17 protein-coding genes, 1 tRNA gene and 1 pseudogene are annotated in these 20,057 nt (G+C 66.0%); 7 read left to right on the forward strand and 12 right to left on the reverse strand.

All coding sequences use genetic code 11. The features are described from left to right. The first annotated feature begins 110 nt into the window (after positions 1-110). The 4 genes from gyrA to HLH28_RS07280 all read left to right on the forward strand — a co-directional run bounded on the left by gyrA (position 111) and on the right by HLH28_RS07280 (position 4,096). A complete protein-coding gene (gyrA, locus tag HLH28_RS07265) occupies positions 111-2,912 on the forward strand; it encodes a DNA gyrase subunit A (RefSeq protein ID WP_182956764.1) in 2,802 nt (933 codons plus the stop codon). Beyond that, positions 2,905-3,414: a pantetheine-phosphate adenylyltransferase gene (gene coaD / locus HLH28_RS07270; RefSeq protein WP_182956767.1), complete on the forward strand. Its 510-nt coding sequence runs from the start codon at positions 2,905-2,907 to the stop codon at positions 3,412-3,414. Before gyrA ends, coaD begins: the two co-directional genes overlap by 8 nt. 58 nt (positions 3,415-3,472) lie before the next feature. Continuing rightward, positions 3,473-3,958, forward strand: coding sequence for a peptidylprolyl isomerase (locus HLH28_RS07275; RefSeq protein ID WP_182956770.1), 486 nt, complete (start codon positions 3,473-3,475; stop codon positions 3,956-3,958). 62 nt (positions 3,959-4,020) lie between these two features. Then, a tRNA-Lys gene (locus HLH28_RS07280) sits at positions 4,021-4,096 on the forward strand. A gap of 189 nt (positions 4,097-4,285) precedes the next feature. Here the strand turns inward: HLH28_RS07280 and HLH28_RS07285 are convergent. Both HLH28_RS07285 and HLH28_RS07290 read right to left on the reverse strand, forming a co-directional pair. Then, a complete protein-coding gene (locus tag HLH28_RS07285; RefSeq protein WP_182956773.1) occupies positions 4,286-5,242 on the reverse strand; it encodes a PDR/VanB family oxidoreductase in 957 nt (318 codons plus the stop codon). A 7-nt stretch (positions 5,243-5,249) separates the two neighbouring features. Continuing rightward, positions 5,250-6,290, reverse strand: a complete 1,041-nt coding sequence (locus HLH28_RS07290) for an aromatic ring-hydroxylating oxygenase subunit alpha (protein WP_182956776.1) — start codon at positions 6,288-6,290, stop codon at positions 5,250-5,252. 130 nt (positions 6,291-6,420) lie between these two features. Between HLH28_RS07290 and HLH28_RS07295 the strand changes: the two are divergent. Further along, a pseudogene (locus tag HLH28_RS07295) lies at positions 6,421-7,327 on the forward strand (LysR family transcriptional regulator). Between the two features lie 75 nt (positions 7,328-7,402). Here HLH28_RS07295 and HLH28_RS07300 read toward each other — a convergent pair. The 4 genes from HLH28_RS07300 to HLH28_RS07315 form a co-directional block, all read right to left on the reverse strand. Further along, positions 7,403-7,609: a cold-shock protein gene (locus tag HLH28_RS07300; RefSeq protein ID WP_182944745.1), complete on the reverse strand. Its 207-nt coding sequence runs from the start codon at positions 7,607-7,609 to the stop codon at positions 7,403-7,405. A 204-nt stretch (positions 7,610-7,813) separates the two neighbouring features. Further along, positions 7,814-8,623: a transglutaminase-like domain-containing protein gene (locus tag HLH28_RS07305; protein ID WP_182956779.1), complete on the reverse strand. Its 810-nt coding sequence runs from the start codon at positions 8,621-8,623 to the stop codon at positions 7,814-7,816. Between the two features lie 202 nt (positions 8,624-8,825). Beyond that, on the reverse strand, positions 8,826-9,185 hold the full coding sequence (locus tag HLH28_RS07310; RefSeq protein ID WP_182956781.1) for a YidB family protein: 360 nt from the start codon (positions 9,183-9,185) through the stop codon (positions 8,826-8,828). Between the two features lie 308 nt (positions 9,186-9,493). Next, a complete protein-coding gene (locus HLH28_RS07315) occupies positions 9,494-10,228 on the reverse strand; it encodes a DUF2076 domain-containing protein (protein ID WP_182956786.1) in 735 nt (244 codons plus the stop codon). A gap of 204 nt (positions 10,229-10,432) precedes the next feature. Here HLH28_RS07315 and HLH28_RS07320 point away from each other — a divergent pair, with 204 nt between their 5' ends. Both HLH28_RS07320 and glyS read left to right on the forward strand, forming a co-directional pair. Then, positions 10,433-11,326, forward strand: coding sequence for a glycine--tRNA ligase subunit alpha (locus tag HLH28_RS07320; protein WP_182956789.1), 894 nt, complete (start codon positions 10,433-10,435; stop codon positions 11,324-11,326). A gap of 5 nt (positions 11,327-11,331) precedes the next feature. After that, the gene (gene glyS, locus HLH28_RS07325; protein WP_182956792.1) at positions 11,332-13,392 is read left to right on the forward strand and encodes a glycine--tRNA ligase subunit beta; all 2,061 of its coding nucleotides are present in this window, start codon (positions 11,332-11,334) and stop codon (positions 13,390-13,392) included. A gap of 151 nt (positions 13,393-13,543) precedes the next feature. On the opposite strand, the gene HLH28_RS07330 is transcribed toward glyS, so the two are convergent. The 6 genes from HLH28_RS07330 to HLH28_RS07355 form a co-directional block, all read right to left on the reverse strand. Next, on the reverse strand, positions 13,544-13,942 hold the full coding sequence (locus tag HLH28_RS07330; RefSeq protein WP_182956795.1) for a DUF3293 domain-containing protein: 399 nt from the start codon (positions 13,940-13,942) through the stop codon (positions 13,544-13,546). Next, positions 13,939-15,093: a rod shape-determining protein RodA gene (rodA, locus tag HLH28_RS07335; RefSeq protein WP_182956933.1), complete on the reverse strand. Its 1,155-nt coding sequence runs from the start codon at positions 15,091-15,093 to the stop codon at positions 13,939-13,941. Before rodA ends, HLH28_RS07330 begins: the two co-directional genes overlap by 4 nt. A gap of 110 nt (positions 15,094-15,203) precedes the next feature. Then, the gene (mrdA, locus tag HLH28_RS07340) at positions 15,204-17,111 is read right to left on the reverse strand and encodes a penicillin-binding protein 2 (protein ID WP_182956798.1); all 1,908 of its coding nucleotides are present in this window, start codon (positions 17,109-17,111) and stop codon (positions 15,204-15,206) included. Between the two features lie 253 nt (positions 17,112-17,364). Next, a complete protein-coding gene (locus HLH28_RS07345) occupies positions 17,365-17,928 on the reverse strand; it encodes a hypothetical protein (protein WP_182956801.1) in 564 nt (187 codons plus the stop codon). A 12-nt stretch (positions 17,929-17,940) separates the two neighbouring features. Continuing rightward, positions 17,941-18,846, reverse strand: a complete 906-nt coding sequence (gene mreC / locus HLH28_RS07350) for a rod shape-determining protein MreC (RefSeq protein WP_182956936.1) — start codon at positions 18,844-18,846, stop codon at positions 17,941-17,943. A 155-nt stretch (positions 18,847-19,001) separates the two neighbouring features. Beyond that, positions 19,002-20,048: a rod shape-determining protein gene (locus HLH28_RS07355; protein ID WP_182956805.1), complete on the reverse strand. Its 1,047-nt coding sequence runs from the start codon at positions 20,046-20,048 to the stop codon at positions 19,002-19,004. Between the last annotated feature and the right edge of the window lie 9 nt (positions 20,049-20,057).

Here is a 20,057-nt window from a genome sequence, read left to right on the forward strand (position 1 = left end):
CCGTGCTAGGGTCGCGTCGCGCGCCAGCAATCGGCCCCGCACCAGTTTTCCGCCATCCGTGTCCGCCGATACGGGGAACACGAGGGTGATTTTGACATGACGGATATGCCTTGACCGAAATACCCGATCCGCCGCAGCCGCCGGCACCTTCCGACATGATTCCGGTGACGATCGAGGAGGAAATGCGCTCCTCCTACCTCGCTTACGCGATGTCGGTCATCGTCAGCCGCGCCCTGCCGGACGTGCGGGACGGCCTGAAACCGGTGCATCGGCGCATCCTCTATTCGATGCGTGAAAGCGGGTTCACCCACGACAAGCCTTATCGCAAGTCGGCCCGCGCGGTCGGTGACGTGATGGGTAAATACCATCCGCACGGCGATTCCTCGATTTACGACGCCATGGTCCGGATGGCGCAGTTCTGGTCGATGCGGGTCAAGCTGATCGACGGACAGGGCAATTTCGGATCGGTCGACGGCGATTCCCCCGCCGCCATGCGATACACCGAGGCCCGGCTGGCCAAGGCGGCGTCGTTCCTGCTGGACGATATCGACCGCGACACCGTCGATTTCCAGCCGAACTATGACGAGAGCGAGCAGGAACCCAAGATCCTGCCGGCGGCCTTCCCCAACCTGCTGATCAACGGGGCGTCGGGCATCGCGGTCGGCATGGCGACCAACATCCCGCCCCACAATCCCGGCGAAATCATCGACGCGACGCTGGCACTGATCGCCCGGCCGGACATGACGCTGGACGAGTTGATGCAGATCGTGCCGGGACCGGATTTCCCGACCGGCGGCATCATCCTGGGCCGCGCCGGCATCCGCAGCGCGTTCGAGACCGGCCGTGGGTCCGTCCTTATCCGCGCCCGTGCCGAGATCGAGGACCTGCGCCGCGACCGGCAGGCCATCGTCATCACCGAAATCCCCTACCAGGTGAACAAATCGACCCTGCAGGAACGCATCGCCGAACTGGTGCGTGCCAAGCAGATCGAGGGCATTTCCGACATCCGCGACGAAAGCGACCGGTCGGGCATGCGCATCGTCATCGAGATCAAGCGCGACGCGACGCCCGAAGTGGTGCTGAATCACCTGTACCGCTTCACGCAGCTCCAGACCTCGTTCGGCGTCAACATGCTGGCGCTGGATAACGGCAAGCCGCGTCTGATGGGGCTGAAGGACGTCCTGGAGGCCTTCCTGGTCTTCCGCGAGGAAGTCATCCTGCGCCGGGCGCGCCACGACCTGAACAAGGCGCGCGACCGGGGCCACCTGCTGGTGGGCCTGGTGATCGCGGTCGCCAATATCGATGCGGTCATCGCGCTGATCCGCGCCGCCCCGGACGCCGCCACGGCGCGCGAATCGCTGATGACCACCGCGTGGGACGCCGCCGACGTCGAACCCCTGCTGGCGCTGATCCATGACGAGGGCAATGTCGTTTCGGGCGGCAAGGTGCACCTGACCGAGGCCCAGGCCCGCGGCATCCTGGAACTGCGCCTGCAGCGCCTGACCGGGCTGGAGCGCGAGAAGATCCAGCAGGAACTGTCCGATGTGGCGACCCGGATCAACGAACTGCTGGACATCATCGCCAGCCGTCCGCGCCGTCTGGAGGTGATGCGCGAGGAACTGACGGCGATCCGCGCCGAACTGGCATCGCCGCGCATGACCGAAATCGCGGATTATGCCGGGGACCAGACGGACGAAAGCCTGATCGAACCCGGACAGATGGTCGTGACCATTACCCGCGAGGGCTTCATCAAGCGCACGCCGCTGGATGTCTTCCGGGCCCAGAATCGCGGCGGCCGCGGCCGCACCGCCGCCGGCCGGCGCGGGGACGACATCGTCGTGCGGTCGTTCAACGCGCACACCCACCAATGGGTCCTGTTCTTCTCATCCGGCGGCAAGGCCTATCGCGAGAAGGTCTGGCGCCTGCCGGAAGCCAGTCCGACGGCCAAGGGGCGGGCCCTGATCAATTTGCTGCCGGACCTGGGCGGCGATTCGATCACCGCAGTCCTACCCCTGCCGCAGGACGAGAGCCTGTGGGAAAATCTGCATCTGGTCTTCGCCACCGCGACCGGCAACGTACGGCGCAACCGGCTGAGCGATTTCCGCAATATCCGCTCATCCGGCCTGATCGCCATGAAGCTGGACGAGGACGACCGCCTGATCGGCGTCGCCACCTGCCGCGACGGACAGGACGTGTTCCTGGCCACGCGCAATGCCCGCTGCATCCGCTTCCAGATCACCGACGATACGCTGCGCGTCTTCGCCGGGCGTGACAGTTCGGGCGTGCGCGGTATCCGCCTGGCCGAAGGGGATGAGGTCAACAGCCTGTGCGTCCTGAACCATGTCGAGGCGACGGTCGAGGAACGCGCGTCCTACCTGCGCATGGCAAACGCCCGGCGCCGTGCGGAAAACGCGGCGCTGCAGGCCGGCGAGGACGCCGAGGACACCGTTGCGGAGGCCTCGGACGAGGAAGCGGTGCCCACCGATGCGACCATCGACGCCGAACGGTTCGCGGACCTGGAAATCGCGGAGGAAATTCTCCTGACCGTCAGCAACGCGGGCTTCGGCCGGCGGTCGTCGGCCTATGATTATCGCGTGACCGGGCGCGGCGGCCAGGGCATCGCGAACATGACCTTCACGTCCGGCAAGCGCGGAAACGAGGTCGTGGCCACGCTGCCGGTCATCAACGGCACGGACGTGATGCTGGTCACCGACGCTGGCCGCCTGATCCGCGTCCCGGTGGACCAGATCCGCGTCATGTCGCGCCAGGCCAGCGGAGTGACGCTGTTCCGTCTGGACACGACCGAAAGCGTGACCAGCGTTTTCCCGGTCATGGATGACGGATCGGACGAGGATGAGGGTGACGACGGCGCCGACGTCCCGGGCGCAGCATCGGACGCCCCCGATGCCTGACGCCGGGCCGCGCACGGGGTTCTATCCCGGCACGTTCGACCCGGTGACCAACGGTCACCTGGACATTATCGAACGTGCGGCGCGGCTGGTCGACCGACTGGTGATCGGGGTGGCCGAGAACATCGGCAAGCAGCCTCTGCTGTCGCTGGAAGAGCGCGTCCTGTGCGTGACGACCGAGGTACGCAAGACTGTCCGGCGCACGGGCACGACGATCGAGGTCGTCGGGTTCGGCAACCTGCTGATCGATGCCGCACGCGGCCAGGGCGCCACGGTGATCGTGCGCGGTTTGCGCGTCGTGGCGGATTTCGACTACGAGATGCAGATGTTCGGCATGAACCATCACCTGGCCCCGGATATCGAGACCATCTTCCTGATGGCCAATGAGCGGAGCCAGTACATCTCGTCGCGGCTGGTGAAGGAAGTCGCCCGCATGGGTGGCGACATCGCCGGATTCGTTCCCCCGTTCACGCGCCGCCATGTACTGACGCGGCTTGGGGGATAACAGCACGGCGTCCGGCGTTGCGCGCCGCGCCATACGCTTTAGCACTGGAACATGAACAATGTCTGATACCGAAAACAAGGCCGACCTGATCGCCCTGGAACTGAAGACGGGCCGGGTCGTCATCCGCCTGCGGCCGGACGTGGCCCCCCTGGCCGCCGAGCGGATTCGTACCCTGGCGGCCGAAGGCTTCTATGACAACACGCCCTTCCACCGCGTCATCCACGGCTTCATGGCGCAGGGCGGCGATCCGACCGGCACCGGCACCAGCGGCAGCCACTTGCCCGACCTGAAGGCCGAATTCACGCGCGCGGCCAAGTTCGAGCGCGGCACGGTCGGCATGGCCCGCACGATGAACCCGGACAGCGCGAACAGCCAGTTCTTCATCATGTTCGAGCCCTCCCCCCATCTCGACGGTCAGTACACGATCGTCGGCCAGGTGATCGAGGGCATGGAGCATATCGACCAGATCAAGCGCGGCGCCGGCCAGAGCGGCGTGGTCCAGGACCCCGACCGCATCATCAGCATGCGCCCCGTCACGGCCTGATAGAGGTTGACTTGAACCTCTGAAGCCATTACCCGAAGCCGCACCGCACATGCGGCTTCGGTGAGCCGGTAGCTCAGCCGGTAGAGCATTCGACTTTTAATCGAATGGTCGTGGGTTCGAGTCCCACCCGGCTCACCATTCGAAAAATTCCATATAATAGCAACCAGCTTGCAGACCGACACGGGACCGGACAATGGATCCCCGGGTGCCATCGGTGGCCTGTCGATTTCTGGTAAAACACGATTTACCGGAAAGATTCCAAGCAGGTAAATTGTCGCCGCCGAGACGCAGCCAGGGCAGGCCTTCATCGGCGAGATGCATGGGGCCCTAAAGATCGAGGACAAGGCAGGCACTTTTCGCCCGGGAACAGCATAGGGCGATCTGCACGTTCCGTGCCTTCTCCCCATCGCCCTGTACGCTGTCGCGATGATCGGCCTCGCCGTCCAGCAATGGCATAAGGCACGCGCCGCACATGCCCTGCTCGCAGGACAGATCGACTGACACACCCTGCGCCAGGAGCGCCTCGGCAATGCTCTCGTCCGCCCCGACTTCGAGGACGCGACCCGAGCGGGCCAGCCGGACCGCGAAAGCTTCGTCGCCGCCCTGATGGGCCGGAAGATCGACAGGCGGCTGGAAATGTTCGCAATGGATCTGCTCGGCCCGCCAGCCATGGAAGAGGGCACGAGTTCGCACGGCCGCCATGAACCCGGTCGGACCGCACAGCATGATCGCATCGGCCGGATCGGCGCTCTCAAGGCCGGCCGGCGGATGGTCGGCAAAACTGGCGCGCAGGCTCGCCCCTGGACCGAACGCGCCGGCACGAAACTCCGTCAGGAACGGCGCTTCTGCGGGGCGGGAGGCATAATAGTGGAATGCAAACGATCGCCCGCGGGCGCTCAGGTCACGGACCATGGGAATCAGGGGCGTGATGCCGATTCCGCCCGCGATCAGGATATGCCGCGATGCCTCAGGCAATGGGAACGCGTTGCGTGGCGCCGAAATCATGAGTACCGCGCCCGGTTTCACACCCTCATGCAGGGAGCGGGAACCGCCGCGTGAAGTGCTTTCCCGCTTTACGCAGATCTCGTACCAGGCCGTATCATGCGGCGAACCGCATAAGGAATATTGCCGCGTCAGACCTGCCGGCGTCAGCACGTCGATATGGGCGCCCGGCGAGAAGGCTGGCAGCGGCTTCCCGTCCGGCGCAACCAGGGTCAAACGCAGGCAATCGGTCCCTTCGGGTGCGATCTCGCACGCAATGGTCGGAAACATGGCGATCGACATGGCGGCCTCACGCGATGAAGAAGCGGCTGAGACCCATGTTTCGCAGGCCACGGCGGTAGGCGATCGAACTCCGGTCGGCCATGACATGCGCCTCCATCGTGGGATCGAGCGGCAGGCACTCCGGCTTCTGCGATTCCACGATGGCCTTGTCCTCCTCGAAAACGCGGCGATTGAAGTCGTAGACATCCTGAACCGGCAGGTCCTTGTCGAAATTCCGGCAGATCGGCGCGAACAGACGCGTGACCCGGGCGGACACCGGCGCGGCCGCGTTCATGATCACCAGGCGTCCCTCATTGGGGAAATGGATTTCCAGTGTCGCGGTAAACGGCAGATGCGTGCGGAAATGGCGCAGCCACTCGAAGCCGGGCCGCCCCTTGTCCGTCATGCCAATCGGATAATTCCCGACGAAGCTGCGATATTCGACTTCGAACCCCTTTTCGGTCATCCGGGGCAGGTAGGGCGGCACGACCGGATTGTCCGGGTCGGCGAACGTGGCCGTATGGACGAAGGCAAAATGGGCGACGTCCAGGAAACCTTCGAGCTGGCGTCCGGCAAATCCGTTGATCTCGATCCAGGGACAGGTGATCTGCTGGAATTCCGGTTCATCCCAATGCGGCATGGCCGGAATATCCACGTCACCCTCTGGACGCAGGCAGGTCCAGACCAGGCCGTAGCGCTCGACCACCGGATAGGTTCGCAGGTTCAGTTTTTTCGGAATGGCATTGTCCGGATGCGCCGGCACGCGAACGCACCGTCCGTCCGCGCCGAAACGGAAGCCGTGATACGCGCAGGCGATCGTCTGACCATCGCCCGATCCCAGGCTGAGCGGCACGCCGCGGTGCGGGCACAGATCCTGGGCGATGACGACATCGTCGCCCGCCCGATAGACGACCAGAGGTTCGTCCAGCAGCACCGCGCCGAGCGGCTTGCTCCCGACCTCCCGCGCCAGGGCGACAGGGTACCAATGACGGGCCAATATATGCCAGTCGGCAGGCTCGAAGGTGCAATTCCTGGGCAGGCCAGCCGGCCTATCGAGCGTTTCGGACATTTCTGGAGTCCTGAATAAGAAGCGGTGACGCGTCTTGGCGCCCCCGGATCTCCAGACAATTTCATAGTCAATGCGTTCTCGGATATATCATAAATCAGTTTTATGCGTTCGCAAAAAGAGAGCACCGCATATGCCCGTCTTCGCGCGTTTCCTCCGCTATTTCATGGCGGTGGCGCACCATGGTTCGATCCGCAAGGCGTCGGACGAATTGCGGATCGCCGCCTCAGCGATCGATCGGCAATTGCTGCAGGGCGAACAGACACTGGGGACGCCGTTATTCGAACGCCTGCCGACCGGCCTAAGGCTTACCGCGACCGGCGAACTGTTCCTGACCGCGGCAAGACGGTGGACACGCGACCTCGATAACCTGCGCGTGCAAATCGACGATCTTAAGGGCCTGCGCCGCGGCCAGGTCGACCTGCTGATCCCCGACGCGCTGACGAAAGGCTTCATTCCGCACCTGATGGCGCAACTGCGCGAGACGCATCCCGGCATCGTCATTCGCGTCCTGGTCCGCAATACCAGGGACATCGGCGCGCTTCTCATGGATGGTGCTGCGGATTTTGCCCTTCAGCTCGACCCGGGGACCAGCCGGGAACTGATCGTCCACGCCCACGCAACCTTTCCCGTGGGCTTCATCAGCCTGCCCGGCCATCCCATCACCCTGCAAAAGGAGGCGCGATTCAGCCTTTGCGCCGAATTTCCCATGGTTGTTCCCGCGTCCCCGTTGGCGCTGCGGCGCCAGCTCGATCTGCTGGAGATCGAAACCGACATCAAGCCACAGGCCGTCGCATCAGCCGACAATATCCAGATGATCAAATCCCTCGTTTCCTCGGGTGTCGGCATCGGCATACTCAGCTATCTGGATGTGCTGGACGAAGTCAAAAAAGCAGGAGCTGGCTTTCACGCCCATCGCGAACAGGACTCTTTCACCGCTGACGCTCGCGCTCTGCCTTGATCGTTCCCGGCAGATTTCGGGCGCCGCACGTCTCGTCATACTGGAGATAGAGAAGATTTTTCTGGAACACGCCTATTAAGGCGTGGCGGCATGCCTCTCGCGGCTACCGTATTCCCCCAATGAAAAAGGGCACCTTACGGTGCCCTTTTTTGTCTCAGCCGACCCGGAGGTTGGTGGCGGACACTTTGCCGCTCCGCCCCGTTTCCAGTTCGTAGCTGAGGGTCTGACCTTCGTTCAGACCGCGCAGCCCGGCCTGCTCGACCGCCGAGATATGCACGAACACATCGCTCGCGCCGTCAGTCGGCTGAATAAATCCGAAACCCTTCTGGGCGTTGAACCACTTGACTGTGCCTGTAGCCATGACAGGTCTCCTTGATAACCGGCTCCCGCGCGAAAATACGCGGGATCGAGACTTTTCTTTTTTCGGAGACGCCAGAATGTCGCGGGTGCGGCTACTATGAAATCTTGCCCGTGGCTGAAAAGTCCAGCCGAGAGCGGTCTATAGATCCTCACGGCCGGAAATGCACGAACTTAATGGAAGGCAAGCGACATCGCCCGCCCGCCGTCAGTACGTCTCCTCATAGGTCGTCACGGTAAATCCGGACAGGATCGCCGGTCCGAACGACGTCGTCAGCGCCACGTCCGTGGCGTCGCGCCCGCGCGCCATGACGATCCGGCCGATCCGTGGCTTATTGTGACGCGCGTCGAAGGTGAACCACTGCCCGTCCAGCCAGACCTCGAACCACGCGGAAAAATCCATCGGATCGTCAACCGGCGGAATCCCGATATCGCCCAGATAACCGGTGCAATACCGCGCCGGGATATTCATGCAGCGACACAGCGTCACCGCCAGATGCGCGAAATCGCGGCATACGCCCACGCGCTCGTTATAGGCCTCGTACGCCGAGCGCGTCGCCCGGGCCAGGCCGTAGTCGAAACGAATGTGATGATGCACGAAATCGACGATCGCCTGCACCCGGCTCCAGCCCGGCAGGAGATGGCCGAACAGGGACCACGCGGTCTGCGAAAGCAGGTCGGTCTCGCAATAGCGACTGCCCAGCAGGAAGACCAGGCAATCGGTCGGCAGGTCTCCGACCGGCACCTCGCGCGCCATGGGCATCTGCCGGTCGGGTAGGCCGCTGTCGGCGATCAGGAAGGACATGGTCGTCCGCAACGTCCCGCCGGGTGCGATCACCCGCGTGCAGCGATTGCCGAAGCCGTCGAGATAGCGCTGCGCCGGCACGGGCGGATCGAACACCGGGATCTGCGGCGTCATCAGATCGGGTTCCCGATCCGGATGAACCTCCAGCATCAGTACCAATGGCGTGGGGGATTGAACCGTCAGTGCGATATCGTAGCCGGCGCGTATCAGCATGCCTCTCTCCCCGGTGTCCGGACGGGGCGCGACGACAGCCACACGATCCGTCCGGGGGCTGACGGCGACGTGCGCTGGGCACCCCGCCAGAAAATCCGAACCGATCAGAAACGATCCGAACGGCCCTACCCTGCCACGCCGCACCGCGCACGGCTATGGCGGATCGCTCGCCCGCCGCCGCCAGGCGCCGTGCCGGCTGGCCTCAGTGCGGGCTGACGGCGTGGGCGCGCTTGTAGATCACAATCGGAAGCTGACGTGCCAGGATCTGCACCACGGCCGGCCCCGACAGGCCCGTCTGCTCGGCGAACCAATCCAGGTCCGGCTGGGCGATCAGGCGCCGGACCATGTCCTCGGTCATCGGACCGGCCTTGTCGTCTGCCTTCCACCGGGCGACGATATCGCCATACCCCGCCGCCGCCGCCCGTTCGGCAAAGCCGTTCAGGCCGCTTTCGCGCCGGATATTGTCGAGATATTCGTGGATCGCACTGACCAGGCCGGAATGATCGTATTTCGCACCGGTCAGGAAATCGCCCAGGCTGGTCGCTGAATTGGTGATCGACATCGTTCGCCTCCATCAATGTGGCATTGCGGAACAGTCCATTAAGCGTGCGGGACCAGGTTTCGTTCCCACGGATCACCAACGTGTGCGGCATTCAAAAACGGAAAAACCGGGACCCGAAGGTCCCGGTTTCCCGCGGATGAGACGACACAGAGGAATTGGCCTTGGTGGCCGAGTTCTGAATAACACTCATTCATTAGACACATCAATTGGTCATATGGCGCCTCACGGCAATGTGTGACGCCTGCTGCCCCCAACGAAAAAGGGCGGCCCGCAGGACCGCCCTTCCGTCTTCCGGCGCGCCGAGGAAATCAGAAATTGTCGTCCCCGCCACCGCCCCAGTCACCACCGAAGCCGCCCCCGCCGTCGCCACCGGCGTCGAACCCGGGATCGACATCCGTTCCCGCGCCGCCGAACGGATCGGCCGACGGTGCCCCACCGTAATTGTTGTTGACGACGGTTTCACCACCGCCAAAACCCCCGCCGAAGCCTGCGTCATGATGCCCGCTGAACAGGTCGGTCAGCGCGTTGCCCACCATCATGCCGCCCGCGACACCGGCCGCCGTGGTCAGCGCCGATCCCAGGAAGCCGCTGCCGCGCGCCGGAAACATGCCCGGCTGCATGCCCTGCGGATAGGCAGGCTGGGGCGGCGGCGGAGCCGCCTGCTGCCCGCCCCAGCCGGGCGGCGGGGCGCCCTGCGGACGCTGGCCGCCGCCGAACAGGCCGCCGAACAATCCGCCGCCGGCAGGCCGCTGCTGCGTCTGCTGCGCCTGCAAGGCCTGTTGCGCCTGCTGCAATTGCCACTGCAACTGCTGGATGCGATTCTGCGCCGCGACCAAGGCCGCCTCCTGCACCACCGCCATCTGAGTGACGCGATACCGGGCCTCGGGATATTGCTGGTACATCTGCGCGATATACTGGTCGGCCTCCGGATCGATCGGCGGCAGGTTGGGCGTCGTCGCGGGCACGCTGCCGAATCCCCCCTGCGGCGCGCCGCCGACACGGGCAACGAACTTCGTGATCAGGTCGCGTTCCTCGGTATTCATCGTTTCCGTCCTGTCTCCGACAAGGTAACCAACCATGGATGTGGCGTGCGGGCATGAATTCCGCAAGCCCGCCCGTCGGAATGATCCCGACGTCCGCGCGGGCGCCGCCTTCCGATCGCGGCGCCATGCCTGTATGGTGCGCCCGCCTTGCGCATGCCGCCGGCCGGCATGTCTTCCCTATCCGCCTACCGGAGCATCCTTTCCATGGTCCCGGCCCCAGCGCCCTGTTCCATCTCCCGCGCCACGCGCCCCCTGTCGTTTCAGGCGCTGATCCTGAAGCTGCATCAATTCTGGTCGGAACAGGGCTGCGCGATCCTGCAACCCTACGATACCGAGGTCGGCGCCGGGACGTTGTCCCCCCACACCACGCTGCGCGCCCTAGGCGCGCGTCCGTGGAAGGCGGCGTACGTCCAGCCCTGCCGCCGTCCGTCCGACGGACGCTATGGCGAGAATCCGAACCGGCTCCAGCATTACTACCAGTACCAGGTGCTGCTGAAGCCGACGCCGGAGGAGAGCCAGAAGCTGCTGCTGGACAGCTATCGCGCCATCGGCATCGACCCGATGGAACACGATATCCGCTTCGTCGAGGACGATTGGGAAAACCCGACCATCGGGGCCTGGGGCCTGGGCTGGGAGGTCTGGTGCGACGGGATGGAGGTGACGCAGTTCACCTATTTCCAGCAGGTGGGCGGCATCCCGACCGTCCTGCCGTCGACCGAACTGACCTACGGGCTGGAACGGCTGGCGATGTACGTGCAGGGGATCGAGAATGTCTACGACCTCGATTTCAACGGGCAGGGCCTGATCTACGGTGACGTCTTCCTGCGCGCCGAGCGCGATTATTCGCGCCATAATTTCGAGCTGGCGGACACCGACATGCTGCACCGCCATTTCATCGACGCCGAACGCGAGGCCATCGCGCTGGTGGAACACGGGATCGCCCAGCCCGCCTACGACCAGTGCCTGAAGGCCAGCCATCTGTTCAACCTGCTGGACGCGCGCGGCGTCATCAGCGTCAGCGAACGCGCCTCCTATATCGGGCGCGTGCGCACGCTGGCGAAACGCTGCTGCGAAGCGTGGCTGGCGGGCGAGGAATAAGGACCATGCCCGAACTTCTGCTCGAACTCCTCTCGGAAGAAATTCCCGCGCGCATGCAGACCCGCGCGGCCGAGGATTTGGTCCGCCTGGTCGGCGAGGCCCTGGCGCCCCTGAACCCGTGCGCCGCCACTGGTTTTTCCGGCCCGCGCCGCATCGCCCTGACGCTGACGCTGGACGCCATGGTGCCGGGCACCACGATCGCCGAACGCGGCCCGCGCGAGGGCGCGCCGGACAGGGCGCTGGACGGCTTCACCCGCAAGCACGGCGTGACACGGGACGATCTGGTGCTGGAGGGTGGATTCTGGGTGCTGAACCGCACGTTGCCGCCCGTCGAGGCCGCGACCCGCATCGCCGAGATCCTGCCGCCGCTGCTGCGCCGCTTTCCATGGCCCAAATCCATGCGCTGGGGCCAGGGGAGCGCCTTCACCTGGGTCCGGCCGCTGCGCCGCATCCTATGCCTGTTGGACGGGCAGATCGTCGATTTCACCCTGGCCGAGGGCGAGGATAACGGCCACGGCCTGCGTGCCGACCGGCTCAGCGAAGGCCATCGCTTTACCGCCCCTGCCCCCTTCGCGCCCGAAAATGCCGCCGCATGGCAGGCGGGCCTGCGCGATCGGCAGGTGCTGGCCGATGCCGCCGAACGCCGGACGCTGATCGCCGAGGGCGTCGCACGCCTGGCCGCCGAAGAAGGGCTGAGCGTCGCGGCCGACCCCGGCCTGGTGGACGAGGTCGCGGGCCTGACCGAATGGCCGGTGCCCTTCCTGGGCCGCATCGACGCCGCGTTCATGGACCTGCCGGCCGAGGTCATGCAGGTGTCGATGCGCGTCAACCAGCGCTATTTCGCGCTGCGCAACGACGACGGCAGCGCCGCCCCGCGCTTCGCCTTCGTCGCCAACCTGCTGCCGGCGGACGGCGGCGCGCTGACGATCGCGGGGAATGAACGGGTACTGCGCGCCCGCTTCGCCGATGCACGCCATTTCTGGGACCTGGACCGGTCGCGCACGCTGGCCAGCCGCGTGCCGGCGCTGGACGCCGTCACCTTCCATGCCGCCCTGGGCAGCCAGGGCGCACGGGTGGCGCGTATCATCCGCCTGGCGGGCCTGCTGGCCCCGATGGTAGGCGCGGACCCGGCGCAGGCGGAACGCGCGGCCCTGCTGGCCAAGGCCGACCTGACCACCGGCATGGTCGGCGAATTCCCCGAATTGCAGGGGGTGATGGGGGCCTACTACGCCCGGCATGACGGCGAAGCCGCCGACGTCGCCAATGCGGTGGCCGAGCATTACATGCCGCGCGGCCAGACCGACGGCGTGCCAACGGCCCCGGTCTCCATCGCCGTGGCGCTGGCGGACAAGATCGACAGCCTGACCGCTTTCTTCGCGGCGGGGGAAAAACCCGGCGGGTCGGGCGACCCCTATGCCCTGCGGCGGGCCGCGCTGGGCGTCATCCGCATCATCCGCGAAAACGCCCTGCGCCTCGACCTGGTGCGCGTGTTCGTCCTGGCGTCGGAATCCCTGCCCGGAGATCTGGCGAATGCGCCGGACCTGGACCTGTTGCCGGCCTTCGTGGCCGAGCGCCTGCGCGTGCAGTTGCGCGCCGAGGGCGCACGCCACGACATCCTGGCCGCGATTTCCAGCGGCAATGCCGACAGCGACATCACCCGCCTGCTGGCCCGGACCGAAGCCTTGGCCGCGATGCTGGCGACCGATGACGGGCGCAACCTGCTGGCGGCGACCAAGCGCGCGGCCAACATCCTGCGCATCGAGGATCGCAAGGACGGCCCCCATGACGGCACGCCCGATCCCGCCCTGTATGAACAGGACGAGGAGCGGGACCTGGCCAATGCGCTGCTGGATACGATTCCGGCAGTCGAGACCGCCATCGCTGACGAACGGTTCGAGGATGCAATGCGCGACGCCGCCCATCTGCGCCCGGTGCTGGATCGATTCTTCGAGGCCGTGACCGTCAACGCCGATCGCGCCGACCTGCGGCTCAACCGCCTGCGGCTGCTGGCGAACCTGCGCCGGATGACGGTGCTGATCGCGGATTTCAGCCAGATCGAAGGCTGACCCGGCCTGCGAAAGCAACACCTCACCTGGTGGGAAAGATAGGGCTTTGCCCGAACCCACCAGGGCCTGAGGCCCTGGACCCCGATCATGGAGAACGATGGGCGGGTTTCAGGACGGAGCCCTGACGCCTGTCGCCGATAGAGGATTGGTATCAGGCTAGGAAGACCAGCTGCGCCGCCCGTTCGTTCCGCAGTACCAGCACCGCGTTCTGTCCGAACCGGCGGGCGACGACCCGCCCGCGCGCCAGCGGAAAGGCGACCGCGTACAGGGCCTCGGACCACGCGCCCAACGACCCCTCGCCCGGACAATGCGGCACGCCGGACACATGTTCGGCCAGCCGGGCCATCATCCGGCGGTTCCACCCGTCGGGCCGCCGCCGCCCCCCGGGATTGCAGGCGCTGACGAACACGACGTCGCCACGCCGTCCTCGCCACCATCCCTGCCTGCCGACCGGCTGGCATCCCGGCCGCACCGCCAGGCCGCCCGCCCGATACAGGCTGCGGCGATAGGCGCGCGCAGTGGCGGGGTCGGCGGGACGCAGGCCGGTCATGCCTCGTCCGGCGCGGCCTCGCCGAAACGGGAATTGCGGTGCACCCAGGCCGATAGCAGCAGGCCGAAGCCGAACATCACCGTCAGCATCGCCGATCCGCCATAGGAAATCAGCGGCAGCGGCACGCCGCCCACCGGAATGGTCCCCATCACCATCGACAGATTCACCGCGCAGTACAGGAAGAAATTCGTGGCGATTCCCAGGCCCAGCAGACGGCCAAACTGGTTGCGGCTGCGCATCGCGATCAGCATGCCGCCCAGTACCATGGTCATCAGCAGGCCGATCACCGCGATCCCGCCCACATAACCCCACTCCTCGGCGATCATGGTGAAAATGAAATCGGTCTGCTTTTCCGGCAGGAAGTTCAGTTGCCCCTGCGTGCCGTGCAGATAGCCCTGCCCCCACATTCCACCGGAACCCAGCGCGATCTTGGATTGTATGATGTTGTAGCCCGCCCCCAGCGGATCGCCTTCGGGGTGCAGGAAGGTCGTGATCCGCGCCTTCTGGTAATCATGCAGATGGGCATAGGCGAAGCGGGCCAGGAAGGGCACCGGGGCGATCAGCAGCACGATCTGCCACAGGCGCATCCCGGCGGCGAAGAAGATCGTGGCCCCGACGGTTCCGATGATGACGGCGGTACCCAGGTTGGGCTCCTTCAGCACCAGCCCGACCGGCAGCAGGACCATCAGCGCCGGCGGCAGCAGATAGATCGGATTGGCCATCCGGCGATACCCGATACGGTGGAACCAGGACGCCAGCGCCAGCACCAGCGCGATCTTGGCCAGTTCCGAGGGCTGGATCTGCATGCCGCCGACGATCAGCCATCGCTCCGCCCCCTTGCCGACATGCCCCATCCGCAGCACCGCCACCAGCAGTAGAATAGACAGGCCATAAAGCGGCCACGCCAGCCGGACCAGGACGCGTGGACTGGTCAGCGCCACGCACAGCATCATCACCAGACCGAAGGCAAATCGGATGGTCTGCGGCTCCGCGAAGGGATGCGCCGACCCGCCCGCCGCGGAATAGAGCGCGCCGTAGCCCACCCCCGCCAGCACGCAGATCAGCAGCACATACAGCCAGTTGACCTGCCAGAGCTTGGCCAGGATGCGGAAATTGGGTTCGGCGCGCAGGAGGCGCTTCTGGAAATTCATCGTCACCCCCATGGCTCGGCCCCTGGACCAGGACACGGGGCACGGACACAGATGCGCGCGCGCCCTGTCCTTGTCCAGCGCGGATGAACGACCTTGTCTGACCCCCTGGCCTAGTCGACCTCGGCCACCACCTGGCCGGGCGGTTCCTTGCGGTTCGCCGGGTCGCGGGTCAGTGTGTCGGTCATGATGTCCCGCGCCAGCGGCGCCGCGACGGCGGCGCCCGCATTGCCGTGCTCCACCACCACCGCCGCGGCATAGCGCGGCGCGTCATAGGGCGCGAAGCAGATGAACAGGGCATGCGGACGATATTCCCACGGCAGCGCGGACGAATCGAAATGCCCGCTTTCGCGCAGGGCCCGCGATACGCGGCGCACCTGCGCCGACCCGGTCTTGCCCGCCATCTGCACGCCCGGAATATCCAGACGCGCCTTGGGCGCGCTGCCGTGTTCCTCGTTGACCACGGCGAACATGCCCGTGCGCAGATGCGTCAGGAAGGCGTCGGGCATGTCCAGGGCGGCCCAGTGCGCGGGGTCCGTTCCCTCGGCCAGCTTGCCGCCCGTGCTGCGGATCAGATGGGGCTGCACCGCCCGCCCCGTCGCGATCCGCGATACATAGGTCGCAAGCTGCAGGGGCGTGACCTGAACGGCGCCTTGGCCGATGCCGCTGACGATCGTATCGCCGCCGTTCCAGTGCTGCCCGCGCGCGCGCTGCCAGGCAGGGGTCGGGATCAGGCCCGCGCGCGTATGCGGCAGTTCGATATCCAGATGCGTACCCAGCCCGAAGGCATGGGACGCGGCGGCGATGGCCTCCATGCCGGTACGGCGCGCAACCTCGTAGAAGAAGACGTCGCAGGAGAATTTCAGTGCGTCCTTCAGCGTCAGCGATCCATGGCCGTAACGCGACCAGCAGTGGAATCGCGTACCGCCCACATCCAGGTAGCCGGGGCAGAAAATCCGGTCGGTCGGCGCCAGCGTGCCCGCCTGCATGGCAGCCATCGCCACCGCGGGCTTGAAGGTCGACCCGGGCGGGTAGACACCCGCGACAGCCTTGTTGATCAACGGCGTGCGTTCGTTGTTGGTCCAGTCGATCCATTGCGCCTGGCTGACGCCGCTGTCGAACAGGGACGGGTCGAAGGACGGGTTGCTGACCATCGCCAGCACCTCGCCATTGCGGCAATCCATGACCACCGCACTGGCCGACTGGTCGGCGATGCGGCCCAGGACCGCCTGCTGCAGGCCGCTATCGATGGTCAGGGCGATCTCGTCGCCCGCCCGCCCCTCGTCGCGCGACAGTTCGGCCATGACACGGCCGACGGCATTGACCTCGATCTCCACCGCGCCGACCTGGCCGCGCAGCAGGTCGTCCTGGGTCTGCTCGATCCCCGCGCGGCCGATCCGCATGCCCGGCAACGCCATCGTGGCATCCCGGACCACGTCCTTTTCGCCCGGTGGGGCGACATATCCCACGACATGCGCCAGCAGCGGCCCGAAGGGGTAATTCCGGGTGGTCCCGACATCGATCAGCACGCCGGGCAGCGACGGCGCGTTCAGTTCGATTCGCGCCATGTCATCCCACGACAGGAAGTCGCGCAGCATGATGGGGATGAAGCGCCGCTTGTGCCGCATCTCGCGCTCGATTCGCGCGCGGTCGCGGGCCTCGATGGGCACCAGCGTGGAAAACCGGTCCAGCGTGCCGGCGATGTCGCTGGTTTCCTCGGGCAGCAGCAGGGCGCGCCAATTGACCTTGTTCGACGCCAGGGCGATCCCGAACCGGTCCACCACCCGTCCGCGCGGGGGGGCGATCAGGCGGCGGCTGACGCGATTATTCTCGGCCAGGCGGGCATAATGTTCGCCATCCAGCACCTGCAGCCCATAGAGACGATGGCCCAGGGCGCCCAGCGCCGCCATCTGCGCGCCCAGCACCACCAGCGCCCGCCGCGTAAAGACGGCGCGGGACGGATTGCCGGTGTCGGGTCGCGACATCAGGCGAGGCACGGTCTTCTTCCGACGACGGATCATCCACACATCCACGCCGCGAGAGGAACACCGATCGCGAAATCGTCTGCTGGAACCCGGCTGAATGCAAGGCTTTCCGAGTGATGGTCTCCCGGAAGCCAGTCTGAAATTGGTCCTGTCGGGTGAGAGTACCGTGCCGCGGCACGCCCGGCGTGGGGTTCCGAACGTCGGATCGGAGCGGCCTTTATGGCCGCCCGCCACGCAGCATGGGAATTCCGCGTCCGATCGCCGACAGGGCGAATTTCAAACCCGCCTCTCAGGCCCGGTCGGGATTTGCCATGGTGCGCGACATCATCGTGAACAGCGCGCAGAGCATGGGAAACACCCCCAGCGCCAGCGTCCACTGGAACACGAACGGCACGCCGGGCATCATGCGAAACGCCAGGATCGACATCAGGCCCCATTGCAGGACGGTGGCCGCCAGCGCCACCCCGCCGAATACCGCCCACAGCAGCAGAACGTGAATCCGCGCGAAGCCGTAACGCCCCGACAATCCGATCCCATGCACGATCAGCAGGATCAACAGCATGACCCCCGGCGGCCCGAATCCCAGCAGGTCGACCAGCAGCCCCAGCAGGAACACCACCGGCGAAGGCATCGACGCCGGGCGGAAAACCGACCAGAAGAACACCGACGACAGGACGACGCCCGAAAGCAGTTCCGCCTGCCCCGGCAGGTCGAAGGGCGCGGACAGCAGCAGAACCGACAGGGCCGTGAACACGGCGGGCAGGCCACGCCGCGACAGCGCGTCCAGCCGGCGCCACAGGCTGGCGCGGGGCTGGATTCCGGGCTGCAGCGCAGGAGACTGGTCGGGCGTCATCCATGCATACTCTCATCCCCGGCCGACCTTGGGCTGGAAGGGAAACGGGAGGGCGCCGCCGGGACGGGGCAAGGGAATCCGGCCGGGCGCGTCGGGCGCGACCACGGAGGCGCGTCCGTAGTCGAACACACGAACAATGTCGAGATGATCGAGGGACGCCGCGGGGATGACGACAGGCTGACCCGGCCGGACATAATGAACCCGCCCGACCGGCAGACCTGCGGGCAGTGTATCGATCTCGCCATTGGTGACGACGCGCTCTCCCTCGATCGGGCCATTGTCCTGCGGGTAGTAGATCAGCCTGGGCGTAGCCGAATTGTCGCCGGCCATTATAGCCGCCCCGTGACTGACTTCCAGGGTTACCGGGATGCGGCTGGAAACATCGGTCACCAGCATCACCCGCACCGAACGGCCGCCCACCTCCGTCACGCGGCCGACCAGGCCCGAGGCATCCAGCACGATCTCGTCCTTGTGGATGCCGGAATCGACATTGGCGGCCAGAAGCACGCTGCGCGCATACAGGCCACTGGTGTCGCGCACCACACGGCCGGTGGTGAAGGACGGCGCAGGGTCCGGCATCCAATGCAGATTGGCCTTCAGGGCCGCATTTTCATCTGCCAGCGCTGCCGCCACGTCGTACCAATGCCGCAAATTGGCATTTTCCGCCCGCAGGCGTTCGTTTTCGGCCCCGATCCGCGTCATGTCGCGCATACGCGCGTACATCCCGTGCAGACGCTCCTGCGGCCAGACAACCAGGCCATAGGCCGGGGCCAGCATGTCAGCGACGCCCATGCGCACCCGCTCGGCCAATTGGCGATCGGCCTGGCCCAGCAGCATGATGCCCAGGGCCGCGACGACCAGAAGGGGCAGAACCAGCTTGTCCAGCGCCTGGCGCGACTGGATGGACAGCGGAATCAGCATCGTGCGCCCGCCACCCGGTCGTGCGCGCGCGCCCTGCCCGAACCCCTGTTCCGCTGCCGGACCTTCATCGCCCCCGGCTCCCCCGCTCGCCCGTTCGCCGGAATGCGGCCCGCCCGCTGCTCCGCGACCGCCAGGCCGTTCCTAGATTCTGGTCAGTACATGCTGGTCAGCACGTTTCGTAAACGTTTCATTTCTTCCAGGGCCCGTCCAGTTCCCAGGGCCACGCAGGACAGCGCGTCCTCGCCCACCGTCACCGGCAGGCCGGTCGCCCGGCGCAGCACCTCGTCCAGGCGATACAACAGCGCGCCGCCGCCGGTCAGGACAATCCCCTTGTCGACGATATCCGCTGCCAGTTCCGGCGGCGTGTTTTCCAGCGCCGTCGTGACGGCATCGACGATATGGCTGACCGGTTCGGCCAGGCTCTCGGCGATCTGGGCCTGGGATACGATGACCTCACGCGGGACGCCGTTGACCAGGTCGCGGCCCCGGACCTCACGCCAGCCGCCGTCATCGTCCAGATCGTCGGGCGGCAATGCCGATCCCAGCTCGATCTTGATCCGCTCGGCCGAACTTTCACCGATCAGCAGATTATGGTTCCGGCGGATGTAGGAGATGATCGCATCATCCATCTTGTCGCCACCGACGCGGGCGGAACGGGCATAGACGATGCCGCCCAGCGAGATCACCGCGACCTCGGTGGTGCCGCCGCCGATATCGACGATCATGCTGCCCGAGGGCTCGGTCACCGGCAGTCCGGCGCCGATCGCGGCCGCCATCGGCTCCTCGATCAGGAACACCTTGCGCGCGCCGGCGCTTTCGGCGCTTTCCTGGATCGCCCGGCGCTCGACAGCGGTGGAGCCCGAGGGCACGCACACGATGATCAGCGGGCTGGCGAACATGCGGCGATTATGAACCTTGCGGATGAAATGCTTGATCATTTCCTCCGCCACCTCGAAATCCGCGATGACGCCGTCGCGCAGCGGACGGATGGCCGTGATGTTTCCGGGCGTGCGGCCGACCATCAGCTTGGCCTCCTCGCCCACGGCCAGGACCTGCTTCTTGCCGCGCACGTCGGCGATCGCCACCACCGACGGTTCGTTCAGGACGACGCCGCGTCCCTTCACATAGACCAGGGTATTGGCCGTGCCGAGGTCGATGGCCATGTCGGCCGACAGCAGACCCAGCAGACGAGCAAACATCCAGAACTC

The sequence above is a fragment of the Gluconacetobacter tumulisoli genome, assembly GCF_014174155.1.
In the GTDB taxonomy this organism is placed as follows: domain Bacteria; phylum Pseudomonadota; class Alphaproteobacteria; order Acetobacterales; family Acetobacteraceae; genus Gluconacetobacter; species Gluconacetobacter tumulisoli.